This window comes from Streptomyces sp. NL15-2K, assembly GCF_030551255.1.
GTDB lineage: Bacteria > Actinomycetota > Actinomycetes > Streptomycetales > Streptomycetaceae > Streptomyces.
Genome location: NZ_CP130630.1, coordinates 11,412,145 through 11,436,308 on the forward strand (window position 1 = coordinate 11,412,145; position 24,164 = coordinate 11,436,308).

Annotated in this window: 22 protein-coding genes and 3 pseudogenes; 13 read left to right on the forward strand and 12 right to left on the reverse strand. The window is 71.4% G+C overall.

The window, feature by feature from the left end; translation table 11 throughout:
• Positions 1-297: 297 nt before the first annotated feature.
• Positions 298-1,380: a TauD/TfdA family dioxygenase gene (locus Q4V64_RS49860; protein ID WP_124444822.1), complete on the reverse strand. Its 1,083-nt coding sequence runs from the start codon at positions 1,378-1,380 to the stop codon at positions 298-300.
• Positions 1,381-2,861: 1,481 nt separating this feature from the next.
• Here Q4V64_RS49860 and Q4V64_RS49865 point away from each other — a divergent pair.
• Together Q4V64_RS49865 and Q4V64_RS55820 are read left to right on the forward strand one after the other, a co-directional pair.
• Positions 2,862-4,241, forward strand: a complete 1,380-nt coding sequence (locus Q4V64_RS49865) for an amidohydrolase family protein (RefSeq protein ID WP_303714923.1) — start codon at positions 2,862-2,864, stop codon at positions 4,239-4,241.
• A gap of 632 nt (positions 4,242-4,873) precedes the next feature.
• The gene (locus Q4V64_RS55820) at positions 4,874-5,287 is read left to right on the forward strand and encodes a hypothetical protein (protein WP_253267448.1); all 414 of its coding nucleotides are present in this window, start codon (positions 4,874-4,876) and stop codon (positions 5,285-5,287) included.
• A gap of 142 nt (positions 5,288-5,429) precedes the next feature.
• Here Q4V64_RS55820 and Q4V64_RS49870 read toward each other — a convergent pair.
• Positions 5,430-5,549 (reverse strand): annotated as a pseudogene (locus Q4V64_RS49870) (sigma factor-like helix-turn-helix DNA-binding protein); the annotation flags it as partial.
• On the opposite strand from Q4V64_RS49870, the pseudogene Q4V64_RS49875 reads away from it, so the two are divergent.
• The 11 genes and pseudogenes from Q4V64_RS49875 to hypA all read left to right on the forward strand — a co-directional run.
• Positions 5,545-5,841, forward strand: a pseudogene (locus Q4V64_RS49875) (MFS transporter); the annotation flags it as partial. The pseudogenes Q4V64_RS49870 and Q4V64_RS49875 sit on opposite strands and share 5 nt — an antisense overlap.
• Positions 5,837-6,094, forward strand: a pseudogene (locus tag Q4V64_RS55825) (oxidoreductase); the annotation flags it as partial. The pseudogenes Q4V64_RS49875 and Q4V64_RS55825, both read left to right, overlap by 5 nt.
• 284 nt (positions 6,095-6,378) lie before the next feature.
• Positions 6,379-6,609 (forward strand): hypothetical protein, encoded by a 231-nt coding sequence (locus tag Q4V64_RS49880; RefSeq protein ID WP_124444845.1) that lies wholly within the window; start codon positions 6,379-6,381, stop codon positions 6,607-6,609.
• A 107-nt stretch (positions 6,610-6,716) separates the two neighbouring features.
• Positions 6,717-8,297: a hypothetical protein gene (locus Q4V64_RS49885; protein ID WP_124444846.1), complete on the forward strand. Its 1,581-nt coding sequence runs from the start codon at positions 6,717-6,719 to the stop codon at positions 8,295-8,297.
• 1 nt (position 8,298) lies between these two features.
• Positions 8,299-9,387, forward strand: a complete 1,089-nt coding sequence (locus Q4V64_RS49890; protein ID WP_124444847.1) for a hydrogenase expression protein HypE — start codon at positions 8,299-8,301, stop codon at positions 9,385-9,387.
• A gap of 64 nt (positions 9,388-9,451) precedes the next feature.
• On the forward strand, positions 9,452-11,245 hold the full coding sequence (locus tag Q4V64_RS49895) for a nickel-dependent hydrogenase large subunit (RefSeq protein ID WP_124444848.1): 1,794 nt from the start codon (positions 9,452-9,454) through the stop codon (positions 11,243-11,245).
• Entirely contained in the window at positions 11,238-11,801 is a 564-nt protein-coding gene (locus tag Q4V64_RS49900) for a NifU family protein (protein WP_124444849.1), read from the forward strand. Before Q4V64_RS49895 ends, Q4V64_RS49900 begins: the two co-directional genes overlap by 8 nt.
• A complete protein-coding gene (locus Q4V64_RS49905; protein ID WP_124444850.1) occupies positions 11,798-12,394 on the forward strand; it encodes a DUF5947 family protein in 597 nt (198 codons plus the stop codon). Before Q4V64_RS49900 ends, Q4V64_RS49905 begins: the two co-directional genes overlap by 4 nt.
• Before the next feature lie 43 nt (positions 12,395-12,437).
• Entirely contained in the window at positions 12,438-12,644 is a 207-nt protein-coding gene (locus tag Q4V64_RS49910; protein WP_124444851.1) for a hypothetical protein, read from the forward strand.
• Between the two features lie 73 nt (positions 12,645-12,717).
• The gene (locus tag Q4V64_RS49915) at positions 12,718-12,867 is read left to right on the forward strand and encodes a hypothetical protein (RefSeq protein WP_172629553.1); all 150 of its coding nucleotides are present in this window, start codon (positions 12,718-12,720) and stop codon (positions 12,865-12,867) included.
• A 7-nt stretch (positions 12,868-12,874) separates the two neighbouring features.
• Positions 12,875-13,231, forward strand: a complete 357-nt coding sequence (gene hypA, locus Q4V64_RS49920; RefSeq protein WP_124444852.1) for a hydrogenase maturation nickel metallochaperone HypA — start codon at positions 12,875-12,877, stop codon at positions 13,229-13,231.
• Between the two features lie 47 nt (positions 13,232-13,278).
• Here hypA and hypE read toward each other — a convergent pair whose 3' ends face one another.
• The 10 genes from hypE to Q4V64_RS49970 all read right to left on the reverse strand — a co-directional run bounded on the left by hypE (position 13,279) and on the right by Q4V64_RS49970 (position 24,040).
• Positions 13,279-14,346: a hydrogenase expression/formation protein HypE gene (gene hypE, locus Q4V64_RS49925; protein ID WP_124444853.1), complete on the reverse strand. Its 1,068-nt coding sequence runs from the start codon at positions 14,344-14,346 to the stop codon at positions 13,279-13,281.
• The gene (gene hypD / locus Q4V64_RS49930) at positions 14,339-15,481 is read right to left on the reverse strand and encodes a hydrogenase formation protein HypD (protein ID WP_124444854.1); all 1,143 of its coding nucleotides are present in this window, start codon (positions 15,479-15,481) and stop codon (positions 14,339-14,341) included. Before hypD ends, hypE begins: the two co-directional genes overlap by 8 nt.
• Positions 15,478-15,798, reverse strand: coding sequence for a HypC/HybG/HupF family hydrogenase formation chaperone (locus Q4V64_RS49935; protein WP_124444855.1), 321 nt, complete (start codon positions 15,796-15,798; stop codon positions 15,478-15,480). Before Q4V64_RS49935 ends, hypD begins: the two co-directional genes overlap by 4 nt.
• A 3-nt stretch (positions 15,799-15,801) precedes the next feature.
• The gene (hypF, locus tag Q4V64_RS49940) at positions 15,802-18,135 is read right to left on the reverse strand and encodes a carbamoyltransferase HypF (RefSeq protein ID WP_124444856.1); all 2,334 of its coding nucleotides are present in this window, start codon (positions 18,133-18,135) and stop codon (positions 15,802-15,804) included.
• The gene (gene hypB, locus Q4V64_RS49945; RefSeq protein ID WP_124444857.1) at positions 18,132-18,899 is read right to left on the reverse strand and encodes a hydrogenase nickel incorporation protein HypB; all 768 of its coding nucleotides are present in this window, start codon (positions 18,897-18,899) and stop codon (positions 18,132-18,134) included. The genes hypF and hypB overlap by 4 nt, the downstream gene beginning before the upstream one ends.
• A gap of 50 nt (positions 18,900-18,949) precedes the next feature.
• Positions 18,950-19,546 (reverse strand): hydrogenase maturation protease, encoded by a 597-nt coding sequence (locus tag Q4V64_RS49950; RefSeq protein ID WP_124444858.1) that lies wholly within the window; start codon positions 19,544-19,546, stop codon positions 18,950-18,952.
• A complete protein-coding gene (locus tag Q4V64_RS49955) occupies positions 19,543-21,321 on the reverse strand; it encodes a hydrogenase maturation protein (protein ID WP_124444859.1) in 1,779 nt (592 codons plus the stop codon). Before Q4V64_RS49955 ends, Q4V64_RS49950 begins: the two co-directional genes overlap by 4 nt.
• Before the next feature lie 98 nt (positions 21,322-21,419).
• Complete coding sequence (locus Q4V64_RS49960; RefSeq protein WP_124444860.1) at positions 21,420-21,599, reverse strand: hypothetical protein; 180 nt, start codon at positions 21,597-21,599, stop codon at positions 21,420-21,422.
• A complete protein-coding gene (locus tag Q4V64_RS49965) occupies positions 21,596-23,101 on the reverse strand; it encodes an amidase (protein WP_124444861.1) in 1,506 nt (501 codons plus the stop codon). Before Q4V64_RS49965 ends, Q4V64_RS49960 begins: the two co-directional genes overlap by 4 nt.
• A gap of 90 nt (positions 23,102-23,191) precedes the next feature.
• Positions 23,192-24,040, reverse strand: a complete 849-nt coding sequence (locus tag Q4V64_RS49970) for an Nramp family divalent metal transporter (protein WP_253267434.1) — start codon at positions 24,038-24,040, stop codon at positions 23,192-23,194.
• Positions 24,041-24,164: the final 124 nt, after the last annotated feature.

The following is a 24,164-nucleotide window of genomic DNA, read 5'->3' on the forward strand; positions in this document are numbered from 1 at the left end:
CTGGACCCATGCGGCAGTCGGCCGGTGCAGGTGGTCGGGCCGGCGAACGCCTTCCGTCGGCGACCAAGGCTCGACGACGGCTCGCGGGTCAAGGACGAATCGGTCGCCCCGGACAGCGGCCGACGCAGATCATCATCGTGCGCCCGGCAGAGCGTTCCTCGTCGCTGAGCATGGAGTCCTGGTGCTCCCGCGTCGCGGCGAGGGCACGACCGCGGTTGTACCGACGGACACGCGCGAGAGGATCGTGCGCAGGGACATGCTGTGCTCCAGGGAGGTGTTGGCGGGGAGCGGGTTCAGTCAGACGCCCCAGTCCAAGCGGGGAATGGATGCGGTGCCGATGGAGAAGTTGCCGCGGTCGTCGGCGTCACCGTCCGTGCGCGTCTGTGTGCGGCCCTGCACGACGTTCCTGCCGAAGCCAGGGACGACCGGACGCCCGCTGTCGTGGCGCAGCCACAGCCGCAGCAGGTGCCTGCGTCGCTGCAGTTCCGGGAAGTCCTGGTACTCGGTGCGGGAGTGCATGGCGGCGTAGTTGAGCAGCCACTGGACGTCGCCGGGGCGGAAGTCCATGTCGAGCGCCACGCCGGGCTCGCGGGCGACGTCGTCGATCAGGTGCAGCAGCTCGATCTGCGCCTCGGTCAGCCGCGGGACCTCGGGGTAGTCCTGTGCGGAGAAGATCATGCGGTTGCCGCCGTAGATGCTGAACACGCCGTCGACCCGGCTGCAGATCGGCGAGGTGTAGTAGCGCTGCGGGGCGTCGTGGTCCTGCTTGTACCAGTCGTGGTGGAAGGGTTCGAACAGCAGCGGGGCGAGGTCGGGGCGGCGGGCGAGCACCTCGTTGTAGAGGGTGGCTCCGCTGACCAGGCTGCTTGCGCCGCCCGCCTTGGACGGCCGCAGGCACATCAGGCCTACGATGTCCGAGCTGTCGGAGTGGAAGTTGAGCTTGTCGCGGGTACGGGACCCGAGCGCGGTCGGGTCGTCCAGCGTCTTGTCGGTGGTCGCCATGACGTGGTCGAGCAGGTCGCCGAGCTCGTTCTGCCGCATCGGCTCACCAAGGTGCAGGCCCATCACGTAGAAGATCGCGGCGGACAACGCGTCCGAGTAGTGCTGGGTCCGCAGGCCGCGCACGAGCAGGAAGCCACGACCGCGGTCCAGCTCCTGGGCGGTGCTGCGGAGCTGCTCGGCGCACACGTCCAGCGGGTAGTCCTCGGGGCGCACGGTGCGCAGGTCCGGATCGTCGTCCACGAACCGGCGGCCGACCGCCTCCAGCTCGGCAACCTCCTCCGTGGTGAGATGGTGGATCCAGGCGTCTGAACCGGCCAGCTCGTCGCCCCGCCAGGCGGCGGGTCCGGTCGCGGGTTCGAGATCCAGCGAGGTGGTCATGGTCTGGGGACCTCCTTGTGGCGCGGGTTGTCCGGACCGGTCAGTGCCGGCCCGGGAAGTTCACTTGCGGATGCGGCGGTGGCGCCCTGACGTCGTCCAGGACCTGCCTGACGCTGCGCTGACGTAGAGGTACGCAACGAGCCCGGGCACTCCGGCGACTTGCTCGAGCCGCCGGATCGCCTGGCGTACAGCTCGCGCGGACGGCGAGGTCGTCGGCGGTGGCCACGTGGTGGCCGACGTCTCGTAAGGGAAACTCGGTCAGCTCGGGCTCCGCCGGCAGCTCGTCGCATCGTGGAGGTCGCGCTGCTCATGGTCGGGAGAGTAGGGGGCTGCACATGGGCCGTCAAGCAATGCGATACACCATCATGCAATTCAATATGGACGTAACCTGGCTCCACCGCAGCCCGAGCGGGGCGAGCATGGCCGGCGCTCGATGCCGGTGGGCGGTGTAAGTGATCGGCCATCCGCTGGAACGCCGCCATGTCGACCCTGCCCTCGTTGACGGGCCAGGCGATCGCCTGCAGGTCGGCCGCGGGGTCTTGCGGCAAGGGGGCAGGGGCTTGGGGTCGGCGGCGTCGTGCGCCGGGTCGTTGCTGACGGCGGCGACCTCGTCCAGCCGCGAACCTGACCATGGTGTCGGGGTCGACCTCGAGGTACGCCGACATGCACGTGCACACGGCGGTATCCGCGTATCGAGCCCGCCCAGAAGCCGGGGGAGCTCCGGCAGAGCCCGGCCTCGTCCTGCGAGAGAAGGTGAGCGTGTCGCCGGCGACGGTGGCGAGCTCGTCGGCGAACGCCATCGTCGAACGGGTGCGCCCGCCGTGCGCGACGGTGAAGGGTGTGCCGCGTCCGGCGCGGCCTCGAGGACCATGGCGGGCATCGGTGTGAAGCCGCTGCCGCCGCGAGGAACACGTGGGAGGGCGCCGACGTGAGCGGGAAGTGGTTGCGGCCCGCTTACCGCGAGCGTGACTCCTGGGCGGACCAGTTGGTGGAGGTCCACCGACCCGCCTCTGCTTTGGGCTCGTGCGGGACGCCGTGTTGAGAGGGGCGCGGGCACAGCGTCTCCGAAGAGCTCCCTCTTCACCAAGGACTTCCTCGGGACGGAGACCCTGCTTCCCGTCGCCTCGGCGGAACTGCATCTGGCGCTCGCGGCGCTGGACCTGCTCACCACCACGACCAGCGGCTGCGCGGCGACGCCGGCCTGCCTGTTCGTCCCCACCTGCCTGTGTGTCTGCCGCAGCCAGGGCTGTCTGCCTTACGAGCAGGCGAACACCGACGAAACCAAGATGTTCCACAGGAGCGTTGACAGCATCAGTCGCCGAAGGCAAGAGTACCTCGTAATGCGTTCCACCGACTCGCAATGCGAGACGGCTGAAGGTGAGGAGGAGAGCGGTGCGAGCCAGGGTGCAGACCGATTTCGAGGGGCCCGATGCCATGTCCCCGCAACAGGTCCAGACGGCTGGCATGGTCGTGATCGAGCCATGAGCGACCTGCTGATCGTGGGCGGCGACGTCGTGACCATGGACTCCGCCCGGCGGGTTCTCCCCCGGGCGACGGTCGCCGTGTCCGGGGACAGCATCGCCGCGCTCGGCACGGCCGAGGACCTGCGGGCCCGCTTCCCGGGTGCGAAGGAGATCGACGCGTCGGGCTGTGTCGTCATCCCGGGCCTGGTGAACGCCCACCAGCACATGGCCGTCGACCCCCTCGTGCGCAGCACGATCCCGGATCACATCAGCTCGCACGAGTCGATCTTCGACTGGATCGTCCCGCTCCAGGCCCACGCCGACGGCGACGACGACGAACTGGCCGCGACCATCACCGCCGTCGAGTGCCTGTCCCGGGGCATCACCACGGTGCTGGAGCCGGGCACGACGGCCTACCCGGAGCGGGTCGCCACAGGACTGAGCGCCGCGGGGATCCGCGCGCGGGTCGGCGGCTGGGGCTGGGACGCGGAGGGCGTGCCGTTCGGCGCGCCCGCCGACGAGGTGCTCTCCAGGCAGGAGGACATCGTCCGGTCCCTGCCGGTCACCGGGCCGGTCACCGGGTGGGTGACGCTGGTGGGCCACGACCTCGCCAGCGACGAGCTCTTCGCCGGAGCGGCGAGCCTGGCCGAGCGGCTCGACACCGGGCTGACCTGGCACGTCTCGCCGGGACCCGCCGACGTCGAGGCCTACGCCAAGCGCTGCGGGCGCCGGCCGGTGGTCCACTTCGGCGAGCTGGGAGTACTCGGCCCGCGCCTGCTGCTGGGGCACGCCGTGTGGCTCGACGACGCGGAGGTCGACGCGATCCTCGCCACCCGTACCGCGGTCGCCGCCTGCCCGGGGGCCTACCTGCGCCTCGCCCAGGGATATACCCGCGCGTCGCGTCACGCCGAGCTGGTGCGCCGGGGCGGCCGGGTGGCACTGGGCTGCGACGCCCACAACGCCGGCGACGCCCCGGACGTCCTCCTGGCCGCCTACCTGTTCGCCGGCCTCGAACGCGACCGTGACCTGCCCGACCCGATCCGCGCCGAGCAGGCGTTCGCGCTCGCGACGGTCGACGGGGCCGAGGCGATCGGTCTCGGGGAGCGGACCGGCTCCCTCGAGGTCGGCAAGGCCGCCGACATCGTCGTACTCGACACCGACGATCCCGCCTGGATGCCCCGCGGCGACCTCGCCCGCCAGCTCGTCTGGGGCCATGTGTCGCGCACCGTCCGTGACGTGCTGGTCGACGGCCGCGTGGTCGTCCGCGACCGGCGGCCGACCGGCATCGACCTCGCCGCCGTCGCCGAGGCCGCCGCCGAGCGATCCGCCGCCCTCCTGCGGCGCGCCGGCCTCACGCCCCGCCCGACCTGGCCTGCCGAGCCGGCGGCCGCAGTGTAAGTCTGTAGGACGGTGCGCCAGCCGGTCGGCGGGAGATGAACGGCTCGCCGAGGAGGCCAGGTGGTACGTGTCCGGTGCCGGAGCGACGCACGATGGGTCGCCTGGGAGACGGGAGTTTGACCACTCTCTTCGAGTTCCGGTGCTGGTTCGGTGCTGACCTTCTGCCCGCCGACGAGGCAAAACCGCAGGTCCTAGCCCCGATCGAATGAGTTGTCGTACCACTCGATGGTGGTGCCGATGAGGCTGGCGGCGACGATGCGCTTGAGGTTGGACGGGGCTGGCGGAGCGGTTGCGGGCGACGACATCGGCACCACTTCCTGGCGGTCGACGGGGACGTTTGCGTGTCGCCACACCGTAGGAATCCGCAGGTCAGTGGCACATGTGGTGGGGCACCATAGTTCTGCGTGTGGAGGTGCGTGTGCCCACCCTGACGACGCTGCCGACGTCTCTACCAGGGCCCCACGGTAGTTCGAACCCCCGGCGGGGCACCGACAGCATCCGTACGTCCCCGTACCAGGCGTGAGCTGGTGCTTTCCCGGACGGTGGTTGTGCTGCGGCAGCGGCGCCGGCGTCGTATCGGCGGGGCTGCTTGTGCGCTGGTGGTGGCGTCGGTGGCGGGGTACGCCTCGTACGTGCATCAGCGGGCCTTTGCCCTGCAGGGCGGGGCGGATGTGGTGAGTGCGACGTTGTGGCCGTTGTCGGTGGACGGCTTGTTGCTGTTGGCGACGGTGGGCCTGCTGAACTCGTCCCGGAATGCGGGGCCGTGCAACGTGTGCTGTGGTGTGGCTGGCCTTCCTCCTCGGGATCGCGGTGTCGTTGGCGGCGAATGTGGCGGCCGCTCCGGCGCTGGCATGACAGCCGATGCTGTTGGCGGGTTGGCCCCCGGGTCGCCCTGTTGCTGTCGGCGGAGCTGCTTGTGCACCGTCCCGCCGGTCGCGAGCACGGCGAGAGTCCGGATGATCCGTCGGAGCTTGGCGACGAGACTCGGCGAGACGGCGGCCCACACTGGGACCGGGAGGAGAGGAGAGGGGAGCGGACGGTCGTAGGGCAGACCTGTGCGGGTACGGCGTCCGGTCCCGCCCTGGGAGCGGCAGGCGCAGGACACCCAGGCGGGGACATGAGCCCTCGGGGCCGGGCACGTGTCAGGCCGCGGACTGGTACCACCAGGCGGGCTTCCCCCTGACTTTCTCATCGGCCGGTCTCCACGATGCTCAGGGCCGTGCGCAGCGCCCGCACGGCGTGGTACAGGCGCGACTTGACGGTGCCCGGCGGGACGCCGAGCACGAGGGCCACCTCGCGCGTCGACTTGTGGGGCCGCAAGCGCACCTTCGTCACCGGCCTGATCGGCTTCGCCGGTGCGTTCGCCCTGGGCGGCGCCGCGACCAACGAGGCGATGCTCCTCGGTTCCCGTGCCCTGCAGGGTGCCTTCGGCGCACTGCTCGCGCCCGCCGCGCTCTCGCTGCTGGCCGTGATGTTCACGGACGCCAAGGAGTGCGCCAAGGCGTTCGGCATCTACGGTGCGTTCGCCGGTGGCGGCGGCGCAGTCGGTCTGATCCTCGGCGGATTCCTCACCGAGGACCTGGACTGGCGCTGGACGTTCTCACAGGTCGGCGACGACCGCGCAACTCGAGCCGCGATTCCGGGTGCTCGGCTCACGGGCCGGTTACGTCAAGCACGGCCTTGCCCCCGGAGGCGGCGCTCCGTGTGGGCAGGCGCCCGGCGAACCGAGCGGGAGTGAGGGGGCGGAGCCCGAGTCCCTGTGGGGCACCGTCGGCGCGCCCAACCCGGTCACGGTCCTCGACGCGGCCGCCACCCTCACCCTTTGGGAGGTCGCCCGCCGCTCGTCCGCCGAGGACGGCGGCGTGCAGGCGGTGTGGGTTGGGCAGCAAGGCGAGTGCGCTGCGGCGGCGCGGGTTGAGAGCGATCTTCGACAGGTAGGGCATGTTCCTCACCAGCTCAGCAGGGCGAAGGGATCGTGGCCGGTGCCGGTGCTGCTGGCGCGGTCGGACAGAGGTTTCCCTGCGGGCGCTTCGCGGCCGGGAGTGAGGCAGGCCCGGGCGGGCTGGGCGCCAAGGGCTGCTTGCGCTCGCTGACAGCGCTCCTGGGCCTGTCCGGCGGATCGCGTGACCGCCTTGCCTTGGCCATGATCGTGGCCGTGGGGCGGGGTGATCTGACGATCAATGAGCCCCTTGATCTGCTGCATTCCGGCGCGGCCGGGCACCGGCTGCGCGACGACGGTCGCGTTGTGTCGGTGCTGCTGGCGATGACCGCGTACGGGCCAAGGAAGCGTCCTGCGAACGCTTCCGTCGCCGGTCGGCCGGCGGCACCGCTCGGTAACGCCGGGCTGCGGACCACCCGACCACCCTGAGTGTCCATCGAACGGCCCAGTGGTACTGCGCCGTAGGAAGCGAGGGTGGATGAGTGATGTGACTGTGGTGGAAGGGATGGGAGTGCAGACGGAGACGAGGAGGCGCGATGTCGGAGGGATTGGCCGAGAGCGGCATGGTGTGCGCCGCCACGAGGGGTGGCGCAGAAGTGCCGCCGGACCGGTCCCGGTGCGGCTTCGAGCAGTTGAGCGCCGTCGCCGACGCCGTCCTTTACGAGGGCTACCTCCTCTATCCCTACCGTCGGTCTTCGGCCAAGAACCGCGTCCGGTGGCAGTTCGGGGTCCTTTTCCCCCGGGACTGGGTGGAGTCGGACGGCCCTGTCGTCCCCGGGATGTCCGGCTCCGCCGACTCCTGGTACCAGCAGACCGAGTGTCTGCTGCGGATCCGACGGCCCGGCGCGTCCGTACGGGTGAGGCTTCGATACCTGCAGATGCAGCGCAAGCAAGTGCAGGAAAACGGCCGGGAGGGTGGCCACAGCGCCGTCGAGTCGTTGCGGGCGGACGACGGCACGGTGCATCTGACCTTCGAGGAGGCAGTGCCGCGCGAAGTCGATGTCGCGGTCCGCATGGACGACCTGCTGCAGGGTGAACGCACGTTTGCGGTGGGAGCGGCGGCCGGTGTGGACTTCGAGCCACTGCCGGGACACGCCGGTCGGGTGGTGCGGCGCCGGGAGGAGGTACAGGCGAGCACCACTGTCGCCGCCGAGCGGCTCTCGCCGGACCTCTGCCGGCTCCGGGTGCGCACCACGAACACGGGAGCTGTGCCGGATCCGCGAACCCCACGCGACGAGGCGCTGCGCCGTGCGCTCATCGCCACCCATACCCTCATCGCCGGTGAAGGCGTGGAGTTCGTCTCGCTGATCGATCCGCCCACGGACCTGCGCACACATGCGGGTACGTGCCGGAACGAATTCACCTTCCCCGTCCTCGGCGGTGAACCCCCCACCGCCCCAGCCGGCTCCCGCGGCGCCCAGGGCGGCGGCACCGGACATGTCCTGCTGTCCTCACCGATCATCCTGCCCGACCATCCGCAGGTGGCTCCGGAGAGCCCGGGGGATCTGCACGACGCGGCGGAGATCGACGAGATCCTCACCCTGCGCACGATGCTGCTGACCGACGAGGAGAAGCGCGAGGCACGCGCCACCGACCTGCGGGCCGCCGCGATCCTCGACCGGGTCGAGACCATGCCCCCGGAGGTCTTCGCACGGTTGCACGGTGCCGTCCGCTCGCTGGTACCGGTCACCCCCACCACAGCCGCTCCGGCTCCGGAGCGACCCGCATGGTGGCTGGAGGGCGCCGACGACGGTCTCTCCCCTTCCACCGACACGGTCCTCGTCGACGGCGTGGCCCTCGGCGGTGGCAGCCGCGTACGGCTCAGCCCACGGGGACGGGGCGCCGACGCCCAGGACATGTTCCTGGCCGGGCGGGCCGCCGAGGTGGCCGCCGTCTTCCACGACGTGGACGGCAGCGTGCACATCGCTGTCACCCTCGACGACGATCCCGCGTCCGAACTGCACAACTGGTACGGCCGCTTCCACTACTTCCGGCCCGACGAGCTCGAACCACTCGGGCCGCAGGATCCCCGGAACGAGCCGCCGGCACCGGCTTCCGCCGCAGCCCCGGCGCGGCACACGACCGACTCCGAGACCCCCTGCAGCGGAGGCCGATGACATGACAACCCACAGCAGTACCGCCGAAGTCAGCAAGGAACCCAGTCGCGCCGAGGACCGGAAGGGCTTCGACGAGATCCACATCCTCTGGATCTCGGAAGGGATGAGCTGCGACGGCGACACCGTCTCCCTGACGGCCGCCGGCCAGCCCTCCATCGAGGACCTGGTGCTCGGCCTGATCCCGGGCCTGCCGAAGGTGAACCTGGTCAACAAGGTGCTGTCGCCGAGCCTGGGAGGCGAGGACTTCCTCGCTCCCTACCGAGCCGCGGTGCGCGGCGAGCTGGCCCCGTTCATCCTCGTCATCGAGGGCTCGATCCCCAACCAGAACATCATCGAGGGCGACGGCTACTGGACGTCCTTCGGCAACGACCCGGAGACCGGCGAACCGCAGACCCTGAACTGGTGGATCGACCAACTGGCCCCCAAGGCCTGGGCGGTGGTGGCCGCCGGCACCTGCGCCACCTTCGGCGGCATCCACGCCATGTCCGGCAACCCGACCGGCTGCATGGGCCTCGCCGACTATCTGGGCTGGGACTTCACCTCGCGGGGCGGCCTGCCGGTCGTCAACGTGCCCGGCTGCCCGATCCAGCCGGAGAACTTCATGGAGACCCTGATCTGGGTCCTTTACCACGCGGCCGGCTCCGCTCCTCCGCCCCCGCTGGACCACATGCTGCGACCGCAGTGGCTGTTCGGGAAGACAGTGCACGAGGGCTGCGACCGCGGCTCGTACTACGAGCAGGCCAGCTTCGCCAAGGACTACAACTCGCCCAAGTGTCTGGTCAAGACGGGGTGTTGGGGCCCGGTCGTCAACTGCAACGTGCCCAAGCGCGGCTGGATGGCCGGAATCGGCGGCTGTCCGAACGTCGGTGGCATCTGCATCGGGTGCACGATGCCCGGCTTCCCCGACGCGTTCATGCCGTTCATGGACGAACCCCCGGGCGGAACACTGTCGTCGCTGGCCATCAAGCCGTACGGGGCCGTCATCCGCCGGCTGCGCGGCATGACGAACGAGTTGGTCAACCACGAGCCCAAGTGGCGCCACAACAAGCGGAAGCTGACCAGCGGCTACGACCCGCGCTGGCGGCCCTGATGCCACGCGACGCGCACGCCACCACCCACCCGAGGAACACCGACAGCGAGGGGCAGCAGCACAGATGACCACCACCGAGGCCCGGCCCACGGAGCGCAAGCCGCCACAGCTCGTGGACATGTCCTGGGATCCGATCACCCGGATCATCGGGAACCTGGGCATCTACACGAAGATCGACTTCGCCAACCAGGAAGTCGTGGAATGTCACAGCACCTCGTCGCTCTTCCGCGGCTACTCGGTGTTCATGAAGGGCAAGGATCCGCGCGACGCGGGCTTCATCACGTCCCGGATCTGCGGCATCTGCGGCGACAATCACACCACCTGCTCCGACTACGCCCAGCAGATGGCCTATGGCGTCAAGCCTCCCCCGCTGGCCGACTACATCGTCAACCTCGGTGAAGCTGCCGAGTACATGTTCGACCACACGATCTTCCAGGACAACCTGGTGTTCGTGGACTTCTGCGAGGCGATGGTCAAGGCCACCAACCCCGGTGTGCTGGCCCGCGCCGAACGCACGGAGGCGCCGCACGGCGACATCCACGGTTACCGGACGATCGCCGACATCATGCGGGCCTTCAACCCCTTCGAGGGCGAGGTCTACAAGGAGGCCCTGAAGGTCAGCCGGGTCACCCGCGAGATGTTCTGCCTGATGGAGGGGCGGCACGTCCACCCGTCCACCCTGTATCCCGGTGGCGTCGGCACGATGCCGCAGCCGACCACCTTCACCGACTACCTCAGCCGGCTCATGCGGGTCATCGACTTCGTCAAGAAGGCCGTCGCCATGAACGACGACGTCTTCGACTTCTTCTACGAGGCGCTGCCCGGCTACGAGGAGGTGGGCCGACGCCGTATCCTGCTGGGCTGCTGGGGAGCCTTTCAGGACCCCACGACCGTCGACTACCGGTACGAGACGATGAACAGCTGGGGCAAGGACATGTACGTCACCCCGGGCATCATCGTCGACGGCAAGCTCGTCACCAACAACCTCGTCGACATCAACCTCGGCCTGCGGATCCTGCTCGGCAGCTCGTACTACGAGGACTGGACGGGCGACCAGCCCTTCGTCACCCACGACCCGCTCGGCAACCCCGTCGACATGCGACACCCGTGGAACCAGACGACCGTCCCGGTACCGCAGAAGCGCGACTTCGACGACAAGTACAGCTGGGTGATGAGCCCGCGCTGGTACGACAAGGCCAGCGACCAGCACCTCGCCCTCGACACCGGCGGCGGCCCGCTCGCCCGGCTGTGGTCGACCGCGCTGAACGGCCTGGTCGACACCCCCTACGTCAAGGCCACCGGCAACAGCGTGCGCATTTCGCTGCCCAAGGGCGAGAGCCTGCCGGAGACGACCCTGGAGTGGCGCATCCCGCAGTGGAGCAACACCATCGAACGGGACCGCGCCCGGCCGTACTTCGTCGCCTACGCGGCCGCCATGGCCCTGCAGTTCCTGGAAGAGGCCATGGGGCTCGTCCGAGCGGGCGAGACCAAGGTGTTCCAGAACTACGAGGTGCCCGACGAGGCGATCGGCTGCGGCTTCCACGAAGCGGTGCGCGGCGTCCTCTCCCACCACCTGGTGATCAAGGACAAGAAGATCGCCAACTACCACCCGTATCCGCCCACGCCATGGAACGCCAGCCCCCGCGACATCTACGGCACCCCCGGCCCGTACGAGGACGCCGTCCAGGGACAGCCCATCTTCGAGGAGAACGGGCCCGATGACTTCAAGGGCGTCGACATCATGCGCACCGTGCGCAGCTTCGACCCCTGCCTGCCGTGCGGCGTGCACATGTACGTCGGCAAGGGCAAGACGCTGACCACCCTGCACTCGCCGACGTACGGGGCGAACCATGGCTGAGGCCGCTGCCACACGGCTGGCGGACCCGGACGTGGAGGCCCGGCTCGCCCGTCTCGACGAGCTGCTGGAAGGCCTACAGTCCATGCCCGGTCCCGCCACGCGCTCCGCGACCGAGGCGGTAGGGCTCCTGACCGCGGTCTACGGCGAGGCGCTGGCCCGCGTCCTGGACCACGCCGACGGGCAACTGGTCACACGCCTGGCCGACGACGAACTGCTGGGGCACCTGCTGGTGCTGCACGACATTCATCCGGAGCCAGTCGAGCACCGGGCGGCCCGCGCCGTCGAGCGGCTGCGACCCGCCGTGCGGGAACGCGGCGGCGACGTGGAGTGGGCCGGTGTGGACGGGGACGTGGCCCGGGTCCGTCTGACGGCGGGCGGCGGATGCGGTTCCGGGTGCGGCGGCGGAGGGGGCGAGGTCACCGCCGCCGTACGGGAAGCGGTCCTCGCCGTGGCTCCCGAGCTGGCGGCGGTGGAGCCCGTACAGGCCTCCTCCGACCGGTCGGCGCCACCCGCCTTCGTACCGCTGGCCACGCTGACGCACCGAGGCGCACGGTGACCACGGACGGAGCGCTGGCCCGACTCATCCGCTCCTCGGCCGACCGCACTGCGGCGGCCGGGGCGGAGCTGTGCGACCTGTGCGCCGCGCCGGTGCCCGACGAGCACGCCCACCTGTACGACACCGGGCAGGAGGAGGTGCGCTGCGTCTGTCATCCCTGCTCGGTGCTGTTCGCCCAAGGCGGGGCGGGCGACGGCCACTACCGGCTCGTGCCCCGGCGCCGGGTCCGGCTGCCCCGGGTCGACACGAAGGTCCTGGGCGTACCCGTCGGCCTGGTCTTCTTCGTGCCCCGGGCAGACGGCACAGTCACCGCCCAGGGCCCGAGCCCGGCGGGGGCCATGCGCTGGGAGGTGGACGCGCCGGCCTGGCGGCAGCTGGGAGAGACGTGTCCGCAGCTCGCCTCCGTGGAACCCGAGGTGGAGGCACTGCTGGTGAACACCGTCCACGGCCTCGACCACCACTGGATCGTGCCGATCGACGACTGTTACCGGATGGTCGCCGTAGTACGCCGGGAGTGGCGGGGCCTGTCCGGTGGCGGCAGGGTCTGGCCGGCCGTCGAGCGGTTCTTCGAGGACCTCACCGAGCGGTCATGAGCACGCACTCCGCAGGTCGGAGGCGAGACAAGGAGATCACCCTATGGGCAGCATCAGAGTGGGCCGGGCCCAGGCGAAGCCCGACACGCCCCACCACGTACCTGGCATGCACCAGGGCAACAGGGGGCGCTACGAGGACCAGACCGGGCACCACGAGGACGGCACCGCCGACGCGCGCCGCTCCACCGGAATCCATTGGAAGCGGCATGACGCGCTCGCGGAGACCATGCCGAACATCTCGCCGGGATGAGAGACAGCAGGGAGTCGCGGGAATGAAGATCCAACGAGCACGAAGGTCGGCTGCCGCGGGCAGGGGAGCCGAAATGAGCGGACGGCGAGTGCTCAAGGCCGAGGCCGTCCTGGTGGGCGGTGCGGCTCTGGCGTTGTTGGTCCGGGAGTTCCCCAGCCTGAGGCGGGAGGCGCGGCTCTGGAGGATGGCCGGCGGCTTCCGCGCGGGCCACCGGTACCCGTGAGCCGACCATGCACGAGTTGTCGATCGCGACCGCGATCATCGAGCGGGCCGACGAGCTGGCCCGGACGGGCGGGACGGACGCCGTTTCGGCGGTGACCGTCCGGGTCGGCGAGCTGGCGGGGGTCGTTCCCGACGCCCTGGGTTTCGCCTTCGAGGTGGCCCGCGACGGCACCGCCCTCGCCGGGGCACGGCTCGTGGTCGAGCAGGTCCCCGCCCAGGCCTACTGCGGGCCGTGCGCCGAGGAGTTCAAGGTGGGCATGCCCCCCTTCTTCTGGTGCCCGCGCTGTGACCAGCCCTCCACCGAGCTGCGCAGCGGCCGAGAACTGGAGATCACCGGGATCGAGCCACTACCGGCCTCGACATAGCGCAGTGTGCCCCGCCGGCGCGTCGGCGGGGCACACTCGCTTCCTGATCAGCAGATACGCGGCAACTGCTCGCCGAGCGGCAGGTCCACCACCCGGGTGCCGCCCAGGCCGGTGGAGATCACGACCATGCCGGGGTGGTCGGCGACGCACTCGCCGATCAGGGTGGCTCCGGCACCCTGCGGGTGGGCGCGCATCGCTGCGAGGACTTCCTCCGCCGTCGACGGCGGCACGAAGGCGACCAGCCGGCCCTCGTTGGCGACGTAGAGGGGGTCGAGCCCCAGGAAGCCGCAGGCGTTCGCCACCGCGTCAGGTACCGGGATGGCCCGCTCCCGCAACCGGACACCGGTTCCGGAAGCGCGGGCGATCTCGTTGAGGGACGCGGCCAGGCCACCCCGAGTGGGGTCACGCAGCACGTGGATGTCCGGAGCGACCGTCAGCATCGCCGCCACCAGGTCCGCCAGCGGCGCGGTGTCGCTGGCGACCTCGACGCCGAACTCCAGTCCCTCCCGGACGCTCATGATCGCCACCCCGTGGAGGCCGATCGGACCGCTGACGATGACGGCGTCACCAGGCCGCGCCCGCTGGGGGCGGATGTCCACCCTGTCGGGGACGAGCCCTACACCGGCGGTGGTGACGTACGCACCGTCGCCGTGCCCGGACTCCACCACCTTGGTGTCACCCGTGGCGATCGTGACCCCTGCGGCCTCGGCCGCCGCGCCCATGGAGCGCGCGATCCGTTCGACCACGGTCAGCTCCACGCCCTCTTCCAGGACGAAGGCGGCGGAGAGGTACGCGGGCCTGGCACCGCTCATCGCCAGGTCGTTGACGGTGCCGTTGACCGCGAGGTCGCCGAGGCTGCCGCCGGGGAAGAACAGCGGTCTGACCACGTAGGAGTCGGTGGAGAAGGCCAGCCGCGCGCCGCCCAGTTCGAGGACGGCGGAGTCGGCGAGCGCGGCAAGGACGGCGTTGCCGTAGGCGGGGGCGAAGACCTGCTCCATCAGCTCCGCCGACAGCGCTCCCCCTCCGCCGTGCCCCATCACCACGACCGGCTGGTCGCGCAGGGGGGCTGGACAGGTCCAGTCGGCCGGGTCGACCGTGTCGGCGAGTTCAGGCAACGGGGTTCATCTCCTCCCGCGCGGCCCGGGTGGCCTGCGGTGTCGGGGCGTTCATCCGGCGGTACAGGTAGTAGGCCGCGCAGGCGCCCTCGCTGGACACCATGGTGGCGCCGAGCGGCGTGCGCGGGGTGCAGGTGGTGCCGAACGCGGAACACTCGGTCGGCTTGATCAGCCCCTGGAGCACGTCGCCGCTGCGGCACTCGGCAGGCTCCTCGGTACGGATTCGGGTGACGTCGAAGCGGTGTTCGGCGTCGAACGCGCGAAAGGCGTCGGTCAGACGCCAGCCGCTCGACGGGATGCGCCCGATACCGCGCCAGGACCGGTCGGTGACCTCGAACACCTCCTCGATCATGCGCACGGCGGCCGGATTGCCGTCCTCGCGCACCGCGCGCGCATAGGCGTTCTCCACCCGGTGCTCGCCGCTCTCCAGCTGACGGACCGCCCGGCGGATGCCCTCCAGGATGTCCAGGGGTTCGAAGCCGGTCACCACCAGCGGAACGCCGAACCGCTCGGCGAGCTCCGGGTACTCGGCCGTGCCCATCACGCTGCACACGTGCCCGGCGGCCAGGAAGCCCTGCACCCGGCAGGCGGGAGCCGACATGATGGCCTCGATGGCCGGGGGCACCCGCACGTGCGACACCAGGAGGCTGAAGTTGGCCAGACCCAGGCGGCGCGCCTGGTGCACGGCCATCGCGTTGGCGGGGGCCGTGGTCTCGAAGCCGATGGCGAAGAAGACCACCTCCCGGTCCGGGTTGCTGCGGGCGAGCTCCAGGGCGTCGAGCGGCGAGTAGACCACGCGTACGTCGCCCCCCTCGCCCTTGACCCGGAACAGGTCGCGGTCGGTGCCCGGCACGCGGAGCATGTCGCCGAAGGAGCAGAAGATCACCCCGGGACGCGAGGCGATCTCCAGCGCCTTGTCGATGATCTCCAGGGGCGTGACGCAGACGGGGCAGCCGGGGCCGTGAATCAACTCCACCTGCTCGGGCAGCAGTTGGTCGATGCCGTGCCGGATGATCGAGTGGGTCTGTCCGCCGCATACCTCCATCAGGGCCCACGGCCGGGTGGCGGTGGCACGGATCTCGTCCAGCAGCCGCCGGGCCAGATCGGGGTCGTTGAACTCGTCGATGTACTTCACCGGGCATCACTCCCGCTGTCCTGGTGCTCCGCCACCGCGGCGGTACCCGCCTCCTTCGCCGCCTGCTCCCAGGCGTCCCCGAACTCCTCCTCCAGCAGCCCCAGTTCCTCGAAGAGCTTCAGGGAGGCCAGAGCCGACTCCTCGTCCAGACGCTGGAGTGCGAAGCCGACGTGCACGATGACGTACTCACCCACCCGCACGTCGGGCACGTACTCCAGACACGCTTGTTTCCGCACTCCGCCGAAGTCGATCAGCCCGCTGAGCGGGTCCGCGCTGGCGTCGATGGCCACGACCTTGCCGGGCACTGCCAAACACATGGGTCACTCCTCTTGTCGTCCGTGCGCCGCGACCACCAGCTGGCCGAGGGCCAACCCGCCGTCGTTCGGTGGGACTTCGCCGTGACGGAGCACCGCGAAGCCGTCCCCGGCCAGCAGCCATGTGCACTCCTCCTCCAGCAGTGCGTTGGCGAAGACGCCGCCGCTGAGGGCGACGGTGGTCAGGCCGGTGGCCTGGCGCGCACGCCGGCAGATCTCCACGACGGCCCGCGCCACGCCACGGTGGAAGCGCGCGGCGAGCACGGGGGCCGGGATGCCGCGCCGCAGATCCGCGACCATCGCGCTCAGCACGGGTGCCGGGTCGCATGCGTGGGCGGCGATGCCGAAGGCATACGCCGAGGTGTCGGCGTCCCAGGCCGAAGCGGCCGCGGCCTCCAGCTCAAGAGCCGCCTGGGCCTCGTATTCCGCGCGGTGGCACACGCCGGCGAGGGACGACACGGCGTCGAAGAGCCGGCCCATGCTGGAGGTCGCCACACAGGCCACCCCGCACATCAACTGCCTTTCGAGGACGGCCGACTCACCCGGCGCGCATGCGCGCACACTGGGCAGGTCCACGTCCCACGGCAGGCCCGCGGCCCACAGCCGGGCCAGCGCCAGGCGGCACGGGTTGGCCACTCCCGCGTCTCCACCGGGCAGCGGGGCGGAGGTCAGATGGGCGAAGCGCCGGTAGCCCGCGTAGTCGGCGAGCAGGATCTCGCCGCCCCACACGGTGCCGTCGTCGCCGTAACCGGTGCCGTCGAACGCGACGCCGATCACGGGTGTCGTGCCGTCGAGGCCGTGCTCGGCCATCGCCGAGGCGATGTGCGCGTGGTGGTGCTGGACAAACACGGGTGTGCGCCGGGGCAGGTGGGCGGCCCGCCGACGAGCCCACTGGACCGAGTGGTATCCCGGGTGCCGGTCGGCGGCGACGAGCTCAGGGCTGATACCGGTCAGACACCGCATCCGCGACTCCGCCCGCCGGGCCGCTTCCAGGGTGCTCAGGTCGCCCATGTCGCCGATGTGCGGGCCGAAGAAGGCCTGGTCGTCCTCGCCGATACACAGCGCGTTCTTCAGGTCACCGCCCACGGCGAGCGCGGGCCGCACCGCGACCGGCAGGCGCAGCGGACGGGGTACGTACCCTCGGGACCGACGCAGCACCTGCTCGGTACCGTCGCGGCGCACGCGCAGCAGGGAGTCGTCGCACGGCGAGGCGATGGCCCGGTCGTGGGCGAGCCAGGCGTCGGCCAGCCCGGACAGCCGGGTCCGTGCCTCGTCGTCGTCCGTGACGATCGGTTCCCCCGAGCGGTTGCCGCTCGTCATGACCAGCACACGCGGACCCGGCGGATCGCCGGGCAGCCCGAACAGCAGGGTGTGCACGGGGGCGTACGGCAGCATGACCCCGAGGTGCGGGCTGCCGGGGCAGACGCCGGGCGCGAGGACCTCCTGCCGCGCGCGTCGGCGCAGCAGGACGATGGGACGCCGGGCACTGGTGAGAGTGGCCTGCTCGGCCCCGGAGAGCGCCGCGATCCGCCGCACGGCGTCGAGATCCGCGCACATCACCGCGAACGGTTTGCCGCCGCGCACCTTGCGGGCGCGCAACGCGTCGACGGCCGAAGCGTCGGTGGCGTCGCACGCCAGGTGGTAGCCGCCGAGGCCCTTGACGGCGACGATCCGTCCGGCGGCCAGCAGAGCCCGTGCCGACGCCAGGGCGTCGGTGCCCCGCGCAGGGCGGATTCCGCTACCGGAACCGGGCACCACGTACAGCCGGGGACCACAGTCGGGGCAGGCCACGGGCTGGGCGTGGAAGCGGCGGTCGCCGGGATCGCCGTACTCCCGGGCGCAGGCGGGACACATCGGGAAGCCGGTCATGGTCGTGACCGCCCGGTCGTACGGCATCCCCGTGGCGATGGTGAAGCGGGGCCCGCAGTGGGTGCAGGTGACGAACGGGTGCCGGTGGCGGCGGTCGGCCGGATCCGTCAGCTCCCGCAGGCAGTCGACGCAGGTCGCCGTGTCGGGCGGGAGCAGTGTGCGGCCCGCAGACCGCGCGGTGGAACGGATCCGGAAGGCGTCGTCGGCACCGGTGGCGGGCAGAGTCTCGACCTCGACGCCGGTGACGGCGGCCAGCGGCGGAGGCTCCGTGGACAGCCGGTCGCAGAAGCGAGCGACACCGTCCGGCGGCCCCTCCACCTCGATGAGCACGCCGCTCGCCGTGTTGCTCACGAACCCCGCCAACGCGAGGTCGGTGGCCAGACGGTGCACATACGGGCGGAATCCGACGCCCTGCACCGTGCCGCGCACGGTGACGCGGCGGCGCACCGCCTGCGTGGTGGGCGCCGTCACGAGACGCGGCCGGCCGTGAGGCCGGATGCGCCTCGGGCGTCCTCTCCCGTGGGCTCATGGATGTGGCCGTGCGGGTGGGGCGCCAGGGGAGGCCGGTGGACGGGGGCTCCGTCCCGCGCGGCGAGCACCCGCTCCAGGACGGTGTCGACGCCGTCGCCGGTCCGGGCGCAGGACCGTACCACCTCCACTCCGGGGTTGACCCGCTGCACGTGGGCGTCGAAGACGGCCGCGTCGAAACCGGCGGGCTCGGCCAGATCGGTCTTGGTGAGCACCACCAGATGGGCGGAGCCGAAGGCGGTGGGGTACTTCAGCGGTTTGTCCTCCCCCTCCGTCACCGCCATGCACACGATCCGCAGGCTCTCGCCGAGGTCGTAGGCCGCGGGGCAGACGAGGTTGCCGACGTTCTCGACGAACAGCAGCGCGGTGGCGTCCGGCAGCCAGCTCTCCACGTGGTTGCGGAGCTGCCGGGCCTCCAGATGGCACAGCCCGTCGGTCAGCAGCTGCTTCACCGGTGCCCCTGATCGGGCGAGCCGGTGGGCGTCGTTCTCGGTCGCCAGGTCGGCGGTGAGAGCGGCCACCGGGATGCGCCGCTCCACCGCCCGGGCCAGCACCCGTCCGAGCAGCTCCGTCTTGCCACTGCCCGGGCTGGACAGGAGGTTGACCATGATCACTCCGTGTCCGGCCAGTTCCTCGCGCAAGCTCGCGGCCAGGCCGTCGTTCTTCGCCAGGACGGCCTGAGTGACCTCGTCCACGGACTCGCACATAGGCGCTGCTCCTCGCGGTCGGCAGGGGGAGGGACCGGGGTGCCGGTCCGCTACCGATCCTCGGTGCCGTCGCCGACGGGAAGTGGGAGCCCGGCCGGGGGCGGGTCGGCGGATTCGTCCGGGCGGCTCAACGGGGGCGTGGCCGCGGGGTCGGCGAGCAGCACGGGGACCATGGTGTGCAGGGCCGCGACGGCTCGCTCGACCGCATCGCGCACCGGTGCGCTGATGCCCGGGGCGATGTCCTCGTCGCCGCGTGGCCGCACCTCGGGCTCGCAGGCGAGTACGAGGACACGCGGGAGCGGCTCGTCGCCGAGGTGAGCGGCCAGGGCCAGGACCTTCGCCGGGTCCATGCCGTGCGCCTCGGGTGGGGCGGCACCCGTGGTGCGGTCGGGCAGGTCCGGCTCGATCAGCGACAGGGCGCCGGGCCGGTGACCCCGCGCGGCCGCGTCGACCAGGACGGCCGTGTCGTAGCCGCCGAGAAGTTCGTACGCGAGATCCATACCGCGGATGCCGAAGTCCCGTACCCGCACCTCGGGCGGCAGCGGGCACCGGGCCAGGGCGCGGATCACCTCAGGGCCGAAGGCGTCGTCGGCGAGGAAGATGTTGCCGACGCCCGCCACCAGCAGACGCGTACCGGTCCGCGTCACCGGACGCCCCCGGCGATCTGCTCGCCGGCCGTTGACAGGGGCCGGGCGGAGCCATGCGGCAGCTTCCGGACGAAGGCCGAACGCAGGGCGTGGTACGGGGCGTGCGGATCGAAGAAGATGGCGCGCATGCGGGCGAGTTCGGCCCGCCGGTACTCGGCAAGCGGTCGCCGCGCCTCGTCCGTCCGACGTGCCGCGGCCTTCGCGGCGATCCGTCGCCCGAGGTCCGGGTCGGCGGCGAGCGCTGCCGCCATGCGCTCGACCTCTGCGGCGAACTCCCGCGCCGGGGCCGGCACGAGACGGTCCACCAGTCCGATCCGCGCGGCGGTCGCGGCGCTCACCGGCAACGCCTCGGTCGTCAGCCGCTGCGCCGTCTCGGATCCGACGCGGCGCGGCAGCGTGTACGTCCAGTACTCCGACCCGTACAGGCCCATGCGCCGGTAGTGCGGGTTGAGGACGGTGCCCGTGCGGCACCAGACCTGGTCGGCGGCCAGGGCGAGCATGACGCCGCCGGCCGCCGCGTTGCCGCCGAGCGCCGCGACCACCAGGCGGTCGGTGGTGCGCAGCACCGCCTCGACCAGGTCGTCCATGGCGTTGAGGTTGGTCCAGGACTCGCCCGCGGGGTCGGTGGACGCCTCGATGACGTTCAGGTGGATGCCGTTCGAGAAGAAGTCGCGGCATCCGCCCAGCACCAGCACAGCGGTGGGGCGGGTGAGCGCGTACCGGTAGGCGGCGAGCAGCCTGCGGCAGTGGTCGGTGCTCATCGCGCCGCCGGGGAAGGAGAAGGCCAGGAACCCGATGTCGCCGTGCCGGCGGTACCGGATGTCGGTCCAGGTGTTCCGGCCCGGGGGCAGTTCGAGAGGGGCAGTGGCCTCCGGCAGCCACACCGGACGGTCGCCGGACCGCGGGGTATGCCCGCCCTCCGCCCCCGTCGTGGCGCCGGGCGGAGCCGGGAAGGAGGCGAGCACGGAGGCCGCCGGGCGGCGGAACGGCGCCGGGTCGCCGGAGCTCTTGCGGGGGCGCAGTTCCACAATCCACACCGCGCCGTCCCGGGTGGCCCGGCAGACCGCCCCGGACCGCGTCGCCAGCAGGTCCCCGGGGCGTCCGCGCAGTCGATCCTCGGGAGCGCCGCCGTGCAGGAACACCTCCCGGCCGAGTAGTTCGTCCACGACCCCCGGCTGCGAGTCAGCCCCCCGGAGCTTGCGCAGCACCGTCTCGGTGCTGTCGTTCTCCCAGTCGATCCTTCGCCGCTCCTGGCGGAAGAAGTCGCGCCACACCACGCGGATCGCGGGATCGCTCTGCGGTAGCGGTTTGCACGATCCGTCGGCGTAACGCTGTACGGCCACCAGGACGGCGGCCGCGGCGGCGTCGGAGACCTCGTTGCGGTAGAGGTCGCTCTTGCCGACCGGTGGCACCGGGAAGGCCTCGGCGGCCCACACGTCGCCGGCGTCCATAGCTGCCTCGGCCTGGAGCACCGTCGCTCCCCAGTGGGATGCCTCCTCGGCGATCGCCCAGTCCAAGGAGGACGGGCCGCGGTCGCCGGGTGGTCCCGGGTGAACGATGAGGCAGGTGTGCTCCCGCCACACGTCCTCCGGCAGCGCCGTCTTCAGCATCGGAGCGATGATCAGTTCCGGGCGCACTTCGCGTACGGCGGCCCGGACAGCTTCGGCGCCGTGCGAGGCGAGTACGACGTCCACCCGGTGCCCTTGGTCCGACAGTTCCGCGAACACACGCTGGGACAGGCTGTTGAACGCGCTGGCGACGAGCAAGATGTCCATGACGCGGCATGTTCGCCGGTCCAGGGAGGGCGGAGAAGGACCACGGCGGCGTTTCGTGAGCCTGCGTCAGGTCTCTTCCTCCATCCGGATCGCATTCCTCAGGCTTTCGAGCGCATCTGCTCGCCCCTGGACACGTCCGGCAGGGCAGCGGCGATCGCGTCGAGCTTGCGCTGGACCGCCTGCTCGGCCCCCGACACGACGTCGGCCTCCTGGAGGAACCAGGCCGTCGCCGGCCCCGCCATGCCCGCACCCACCACGACGACGCTGCTCGGGCTCATGACCGGTTGCCTTCCGTCGCCTGCGCACCCTCCACGCCGTGCGTACCTTCCACCACGCCCGGGCCCTCGACAACGGCCGGTCGCCGTTCCCCCACGCGCGTCTCCTGCTCGAAGGCATACCCCGCGCTCAGCACGGCCGCGTCCCCCCGGTGCGGTCCCACCACCTGGAGCCCGACCGGCAGTCCGGCCGGGGTGAAGCCGGCCGGGACCGACAGCGCCGGGCAGCCGGTCATCGTGATCACGTAGGCCGAGCGCATCCAGTCCAGATACGTCTCCATCGCCGTGCCGTCCACGGACGCGGGGTAAGGGAGGCGGACGTCGAAGGGGGCGACCTGGCTGACCGGCAGCAGCAGGACGTCGTAGGTCTCGAAGAACTCCCGCACCCGGTGGAAGAGGGCGGCCTGAAGCAGCTGGGCGCGGCCCAGGTCCGGGCCGGTGAGCTTGCGGCCCTCCTCGATGTTCCACACGACGTCTGCGGACATACGCTGCCGGTGCTCGTCCAGCAGGGGCCCGTAGGCGAGTTCCATCTGCCAGGCACGCTGGACGAGGAACGCCTCGTCGGCGCCGGACAGGTCGGGGCAGGCCTCCTCGACCTCGCAGCCCAGCGAGGTGAACACCTCCACCGCGCCGCGCACCACGTCCCGTACGTCGGGGTCGACGGGCACGCTCCCGCCGAGGTCGGGCGACCAAGCGACCCGCCGGCCGCGGAGGTCGCCGTCGAGCGGTCCGGCGAAGGCGGAACCCGGATCCTGAAGGGCCAGCGGGCTGCGCGGATCCGGCCCGGCCAGCACGGACAGCGTCAGGGCGACGTCCCGCACGGTCCGCGCCATGGGGCCCTTCACCGACAGTTGGCTCCAGGGTGCCTTGTCGGGCCAGGACGGGACCCGGCCGGGGGAGGGCCGCAGCCCGACCACGTTGTTGAAGGAAGCCGGGTTGCGCAAGGAGCCGCCGGTGTCGCTGCCGTCGGCGATCGGCTGCATGCCGCAGGCGAGAGCGGCTCCCGCGCCGCCGCTGCTGCCGCCCGCGCTGCGCGAGAGGTCGTAGGGATTGCGGGTCGCGCCGAAGACGGGGTTGACGGTGTGCGAACCCATGCCGAGTTCGGGCACGTTGGTCTTGCCGAGTGTGATGGCCCCGGCCCGCCTGAGGCGTTCGACGACCAGGTGGTCCCGGGCGGGGACGTGGTCGGCAAAGACGGGTGAGCCGTACGTCGTGCGGATGCCCGCGGTGTCGTGGAGGTCCTTGTGCGCGACGGGCAGCCCGTGCAGGGGCCCGACCTCGGCTCCCGAGGCGAGCTGCTCGTCCGCCTCGGCCGCCTGCTCCAGCGCCCGGTCGGCGACGAGGGTGACGATCGCGTTCACCGACGGATCGACCTGGTCGACGCGTTCGAGGTGGGCGGTGACGACCTCGCGCGCGGACACCTCACGGCGCCGCAGGGCCGCGGCGAGTTCGGTGGCGGTACGGAAGCACAGGTCATCCGTGGTGGGGTTCACGGCGTGGTTCACAGTCCTCCCAGGGTTTCCTTCAGCTGGACGACGGCGAGCACCCCGAACAGGACGAGTGAGCTCGAGAGCAGCACGTTCGAGACGGTCCTGTTACGGTACGGCTGCTTCAGGTCGCGCCGGTAGGAGCACCAGCAGCGCCCCGGACAGCAGTGGCAGGACGAGAGCCGACGGCGGCGTAGGTGAGCACCAGGGGGAACCGGCCGTCCCGCGAAGGTCAACGCCACGGAGGCGGCCACGCAGTAGAGCACGAACAGGCGGAACGGCGGCTGCGTTGGTCCATGTGGTGCTCGGCCTCGGCGTCCGGGCCACGAACAGGAACGTGACCGCGTAACTCACCGCCGAGCCCGCCCGCATGACGGGCAGCCAACTCCGGTGCCGCCAGCGCTTCTCCCGCACCCAGTAGCTGTACGAGGCCACCCCGGCCGTGCCGCCCACCCCGCCGATCAGCGACAGGACGGTGACCACGTCGCCCTCGGGCAGCCGCGGCCGCAGCGAGGACACCAGGGCGGACGGGTCGTCCATGGTGACGAGCGTGGCGACCGCCAGCACGACCATGCCGACGAACTTGGACAGGATGAACCCGCTCATCACCCGCTCGAACAGTGCGTACCGGCCCACGTACACGAGCCCGGCCGACGCCGGCGCGATCACCATGGCCGGTGGCCTCAGCGGCAGCGCGGGGAGCAGCGTCGACAGTGCCAGCGCCACCACCGAGCCAAGGGCCGCCCCGTACAGCAGTCCGATGACCGCGACGAACGCGAAGAGCGCGTACGGCAGCCAGCGGCCCGCCGCGCGCAGGCTCGCGATCACCGTCGGACCGCTCGCCAGGTACAAGCGTCCCACCGCCTCGGTGAGCGCGTACTTGAGGACGACTCCGATGAGGATCGCCCACAGCAGGGCCATGCCGTATCCGGCGGCGCCCGCCAGCGACGTCACCATGTCGCCCGCGCCTACACTGGCGGCCGCCAGGACCAGCCCCGGCCCGAGGACGGCCAGCCGTCCGCGTCGTGTGGCGGGGGCGTGCGACGGCTCGGGGGACGGTGTCGTTGCTTGCGGGTGAGGG

Bases quoted from the DNA above. Each gene is read 5' to 3' on its own strand.
- Q4V64_RS49860 (WP_124444822.1), bottom strand. From the start codon at position 1,380: ATGACCACCTCGCTGGATCTCGAACCCGCGACCGGACCCGCCGCCTGG.
- Q4V64_RS49865 (WP_303714923.1), top strand. From the start codon at position 2,862: ATGAGCGACCTGCTGATCGTGGGCGGCGACGTCGTGACCATGGACTCC.
- Q4V64_RS49885 (WP_124444846.1), top strand. From the start codon at position 6,717: ATGTCGGAGGGATTGGCCGAGAGCGGCATGGTGTGCGCCGCCACGAGG.
- Q4V64_RS49890 (WP_124444847.1), top strand. From the start codon at position 8,299: ATGACAACCCACAGCAGTACCGCCGAAGTCAGCAAGGAACCCAGTCGC.
- Q4V64_RS49895 (WP_124444848.1), top strand. From the start codon at position 9,452: ATGACCACCACCGAGGCCCGGCCCACGGAGCGCAAGCCGCCACAGCTC.
- Q4V64_RS49900 (WP_124444849.1), top strand. From the start codon at position 11,238: ATGGCTGAGGCCGCTGCCACACGGCTGGCGGACCCGGACGTGGAGGCC.
- Q4V64_RS49910 (WP_124444851.1), top strand. From the start codon at position 12,438: ATGGGCAGCATCAGAGTGGGCCGGGCCCAGGCGAAGCCCGACACGCCC.
- Q4V64_RS49915 (WP_172629553.1), top strand. From the start codon at position 12,718: ATGAGCGGACGGCGAGTGCTCAAGGCCGAGGCCGTCCTGGTGGGCGGT.
- hypA (WP_124444852.1), top strand. From the start codon at position 12,875: ATGCACGAGTTGTCGATCGCGACCGCGATCATCGAGCGGGCCGACGAG.
- Q4V64_RS49935 (WP_124444855.1), bottom strand. From the start codon at position 15,798: ATGTGTTTGGCAGTGCCCGGCAAGGTCGTGGCCATCGACGCCAGCGCG.
- hypB (WP_124444857.1), bottom strand. From the start codon at position 18,899: ATGTGCGAGTCCGTGGACGAGGTCACTCAGGCCGTCCTGGCGAAGAAC.
- Q4V64_RS49955 (WP_124444859.1), bottom strand. From the start codon at position 21,321: ATGGACATCTTGCTCGTCGCCAGCGCGTTCAACAGCCTGTCCCAGCGT.
- Q4V64_RS49960 (WP_124444860.1), bottom strand. From the start codon at position 21,599: ATGAGCCCGAGCAGCGTCGTCGTGGTGGGTGCGGGCATGGCGGGGCCG.
- Q4V64_RS49970 (WP_253267434.1), bottom strand. From the start codon at position 24,040: ATGGTGACGTCGCTGGCGGGCGCCGCCGGATACGGCATGGCCCTGCTG.